Below are 4,296 nucleotides of genomic sequence, written 5' to 3'. Positions count from 1 at the left end.
GTACCAGGTTGGGCCAGAAACGCCAGCGTATTGGTGTTGACGACGCGGGCATGATTTGCCTTCAGCGTAGCAAGATTCTTTTGCAACTGCTGCGATACCGCGCGATCCATCTCCAGAAGCGTCGCATTTGCCGCATAGCGAGAGAGAGCTTCCAGCCCCAACGCGCCGCTGCCGGCGAAGCAGTCCAGGCAATGTGCATCGACCATTACCGGGGCCAACCAGTTAAATAAGGTTTCGCGTACGCGGTCAGTGGTCGGGCGCAGGCCGGGGCTGTCCGGAACCGGGAGTTTACGGCCACGCCATTGCCCGCCAATAATGCGGATCTGGCCGCTACCAGAGTGATTCGGTTTTTTCATTTCTATTATTGCTCAATCCGCCTATAGCATGTCATTCCAGGCGGTGATGTGAGTTAAGTTAACCCTTCGCCTTTCAAGTTACCTCTTCGTTGGCTGCACTTACTCACCCGAATCACTTACTAAAAGTAAGCTCATCGGGATTCGTGCGCTTGCCGCCTTGACGTAACTCGAAATTCATTGGGTATAAGTGATAGACTATTTCATCATTTTTTTAGCTGCTATGTACATAGCGTTGACGCTGTGCCATGAAGCAACAGCGGGGGAGTGTAGTCGCAAATGGCGAAAGAGAAAAAACGTGGCTTTTTTTCCTGGCTGGGCTTTGGTCAAAAAGAGCAGGCACCGGAAAACGAGACAGAACTAAAAAACGAAGAACAACAACCGGTTGCTGAAGAAACTACCGTCGTTGACGAACAGCCGCGCGCCGAGGAAACCCGTAGCGAGGCACAAACACAAGCCTTTGCTGCTGAAGTTGTTGAAGTCACGGAACAAGTTGCGGAAATCGAAAAACTGCAGCCGGAAGCAGCGCCTGTTGCCGGGCAACCGCAGCCGGAGGCTGAGGCGGTTGCTGAATCCACTGTTGAACCTGAAGTGGAAACCCCTGCGGCGGCGGTTATCGAACGCGAAGAATTACCGCTGCCGGAAGAGGTGAAAACCGCAGATGTTTCTGCCGAAGAGTGGCAGGCTGAAGCGGAAACTGTCGAAATCGTCGAGGCGGTTGAAGAAGAAGCCGAAAACGAACCGCAACTGACAGACGAAGAACTGGAAGCGCAGGCTCTGGCTGCCGAAGCGGCGGAAGAAGCCGTCATGGTGGTGCCGGTTGAAGAACCTGCCGTTGAAAAACCGGTAGAAGAAGAGGCGGTCCAGGAGCAGGAAAAACCAACTAAAGAAGGTTTCTTTGCGCGTCTGAAACGCAGTCTGCTGAAAACAAAAGAAAACCTCGGTTCCGGATTTATCAGTCTGTTTCGCGGTAAAAAGATCGACGATGATCTGTTTGAAGAGCTGGAAGAGCAATTGCTGATTGCGGATGTGGGCGTAGAAACGACCCGTAAGATTATTGCGAATCTGACGGAAGGCGCCAGCCGCAAGCAGCTCAAAGATGCAGAAGCGCTGTATGGCCTGCTGAAAGATGAGATGGGCGAGATCCTGGCGAAGGTTGATGAGCCGCTGAACGTCGAGGGTAAAACGCCATTTGTTATCTTAATGGTTGGCGTAAACGGCGTGGGTAAAACGACTACCATTGGTAAGCTGGCGCGTCAGTTTGAGCAGCAGGGTAAAACGGTGATGCTGGCGGCGGGCGATACCTTCCGTGCGGCAGCGGTAGAGCAGTTGCAGGTCTGGGGTCAGCGTAACAATATTCCGGTGATTGCACAGCATACCGGTGCGGATTCCGCCTCCGTTATCTTTGATGCCATCCAGGCCGCGAAGGCACGTAACGTAGACGTGCTGATCGCTGATACCGCAGGGCGTTTGCAGAACAAATCGCACCTGATGGAAGAACTGAAAAAAATCGTTCGCGTTATGAAGAAGCTCGACGAAGAGGCACCGCATGAAGTTATGCTGACTATCGACGCCAGTACCGGGCAGAATGCGATAAGCCAGGCCAAACTGTTCCATGAAGCGGTGGGCTTAACCGGTATCACCCTGACCAAGCTGGACGGTACGGCGAAGGGTGGGGTCATCTTCTCGGTTGCCGATCAGTTTGGCATCCCTATCCGCTATATTGGTGTGGGCGAACGTATCGAGGATTTACGTCCGTTTAAAGCGGACGATTTTATAGAGGCACTTTTTGCCCGAGAGGATTAACAATGATTCGCTTTGAACATGTCAGCAAGGCCTATCTCGGTGGGAGACAAGCGCTGCAGGGAGTGACCTTCCATATGCAGCCTGGCGAGATGGCGTTTCTGACCGGCCACTCTGGTGCGGGTAAAAGTACCCTGCTGAAGCTGATCTGTGGAATTGAACGGCCCAGCGCCGGGAAAATCTACTTCAGCGGGCATGACATCAGCCGTTTGAAAAACCGTGAAGTGCCGTTTCTGCGTCGTCAGATTGGCATGATTTTTCAGGATCACCACCTGTTGATGGGCAGAACCGTATTTGACAACGTGGCAATCCCGCTGATCATCGCGGGCGCCAGCGGGGACGATATTCGTCGTCGCGTGTCAGCGGCACTGGATAAGGTCGGGCTGTTGGACAAAGCGAAAAACTTCCCGATTCAGCTCTCTGGCGGTGAACAACAGCGCGTGGGTATCGCCCGCGCGGTGGTGAATAAACCTGCGGTACTGCTGGCGGATGAACCGACGGGGAACCTGGATGACGCGCTGTCGGAAGGGATCCTGCGCCTGTTCGAAGAGTTTAACCGCGTCGGGGTCACGGTATTAATGGCCACGCATGACATTGGACTGATCTCCCGTCGCTCCTACCGCCAGCTGGTCCTGAGTGATGGACACCTGCATGGAGGCCTGGCGCATGAATAGACGTGACGCTATCAATCAAATTAAACAGTTCGGTGGCCGACTGGATCGTTTTCGTAAATCAGGCGGCGCGCCGGGTGACGGTGGTCGCAATGCGCCAAAACGAGCGAAAGCCGCGCCAAAACCGAACTCACGTAAAACCAACGTTTTTAACGAGCAGGTGCGCTATGCGTTCCATGGCGCGTTGCAGGACTTGAAAAGTAAGCCGTTGGCGACGTTCCTCACGGTAATGGTGATCGCCATCTCCCTGACGCTGCCAAGCGTGTGCTACATGGTTTATAAAAACGTAAACCAGGCGGCAAGCCAGTATTATCCTTCGCCGCAAATCACCGTCTATCTGCAAAAAACGCTGGATGATGACGCGGCGGCGCGGGTGGTTGGTCAGTTGCAGGCCGAACAGGGCGTTGAGAAAGTAAATTATCTTTCCCGCGAAGATGCGCTGGGCGAATTCCGTAACTGGTCCGGTTTTGGCGGCGCGCTGGACATGCTGGAGGAGAACCCGCTTCCTGCCGTAGCGGTGGTTATCCCGAAACTGGACTTCCAGGGGACGGAGTCGCTGAACACCCTGCGCGACCGTATTGCACAAATCAACGGTATTGATGAAGTGCGAATGGATGACAGCTGGTTTGCTCGTCTGGCGGCGCTGACGGGACTCGTGGGGCGCGTATCCGCGATGATTGGCGTGCTGATGGTGGCGGCGGTCTTCCTCGTCATTGGTAACAGCGTGCGCCTGAGTATTTTTGCGCGTCGCGATACCATTAACGTGCAGAAGCTGATTGGCGCAACCGACGGATTTATCCTGCGCCCATTCCTTTACGGCGGCGCGCTGCTCGGTTTTTCCGGCGCATTTCTTTCACTGATTTTGTCAGAAATTTTGGTGATGCGTCTGTCGTCAGCGGTGACTGAAGTGGCGCAGGTCTTTGGAACTAAGTTTGATATCAATGGCTTATCATTCGACGAGTGCCTGTTGTTACTGCTGGTGTGCTCAATGATCGGCTGGGTGGCAGCCTGGCTTGCCACGGTTCAACATTTACGCCACTTTACCCCCGATTAAAAAATCTCTGGTATAATCTTTCCCTGCACTGAGTAGTTCGCTCTGCAGGGAAAGAGTCCCTGTTATCTCTTCCCGGCGTATTCATTGTGATGTCACATTTTGTGCGTAATCTATACACATTACGACATGGAACTTGTGGATAAAATCACTGTCTGATAAAAGATTGAATGATATTCTCGTTGCTCATAAGCTCTGGCATGGTTGTTGCTACTGGTTTTTGTTAATTAGTTTTTGCCAACGCGCCAGATGAAAAGATTGAGAGGATTTGAATGACCAAAGAAATGCAAAATTTAGCTTTAGCCCCTGTTGGTAACCTGGAGTCTTACATCCGGGCTGCGAACGCGTGGCCGATGTTGTCGGCTGACGAGGAGCGGGCGCTGGCTGAAAAGCTGCATTACCAGGGCGATCTGGAAGC

General features: G+C 53.2%; 5 protein-coding genes. 4 read left to right on the top strand and 1 reads right to left on the bottom strand.

Annotation, left to right across the window (positions count from 1 at the left end; translation table 11 throughout):
- A partial coding sequence (gene rsmD / locus KQJ18_RS22110; RefSeq protein ID WP_216422742.1) for a 16S rRNA (guanine(966)-N(2))-methyltransferase RsmD occupies positions 1-356 on the bottom strand: 356 nt, incomplete at its 3' end.
- A gap of 276 nt (positions 357-632) precedes the next feature.
- Here rsmD and ftsY point away from each other — a divergent pair.
- The 4 genes from ftsY to KQJ18_RS22090 form a co-directional block, all read left to right on the top strand.
- Entirely contained in the window at positions 633-2,159 is a 1,527-nt protein-coding gene (gene ftsY / locus KQJ18_RS22105; RefSeq protein WP_085049033.1) for a signal recognition particle-docking protein FtsY, read from the top strand.
- Positions 2,160-2,161: 2 nt separating this feature from the next.
- On the top strand, positions 2,162-2,830 hold the full coding sequence (ftsE, locus tag KQJ18_RS22100; RefSeq protein WP_216422741.1) for a cell division ATP-binding protein FtsE: 669 nt from the start codon (positions 2,162-2,164) through the stop codon (positions 2,828-2,830).
- The gene (gene ftsX, locus KQJ18_RS22095) at positions 2,823-3,881 is read left to right on the top strand and encodes a permease-like cell division protein FtsX (protein ID WP_038635001.1); all 1,059 of its coding nucleotides are present in this window, start codon (positions 2,823-2,825) and stop codon (positions 3,879-3,881) included. Before ftsE ends, ftsX begins: the two co-directional genes overlap by 8 nt.
- Positions 3,882-4,150: 269 nt before the next feature.
- Positions 4,151-4,296: sigma-70 factor domain-containing protein (locus KQJ18_RS22090; protein WP_275945712.1), on the top strand; the 146-nt coding region annotated here is incomplete at its 3' end.

This window comes from Citrobacter sp. S55_ASV_140, assembly GCF_018919505.1.
GTDB classification, from domain to species: Bacteria; Pseudomonadota; Gammaproteobacteria; order Enterobacterales; family Enterobacteriaceae; genus Citrobacter; species Citrobacter werkmanii.
This window is presented reverse-complemented; position numbering and strand designations above follow the sequence as displayed.

Coding starts and splice junctions, on each gene's coding strand:
- ftsY (WP_085049033.1), top strand. CDS start 633: ATGGCGAAAGAGAAAAAACGTGGCTTTTTTTCCTGGCTGGGCTTTGGT.
- ftsE (WP_216422741.1), top strand. CDS start 2,162: ATGATTCGCTTTGAACATGTCAGCAAGGCCTATCTCGGTGGGAGACAA.
- ftsX (WP_038635001.1), top strand. CDS start 2,823: ATGAATAGACGTGACGCTATCAATCAAATTAAACAGTTCGGTGGCCGA.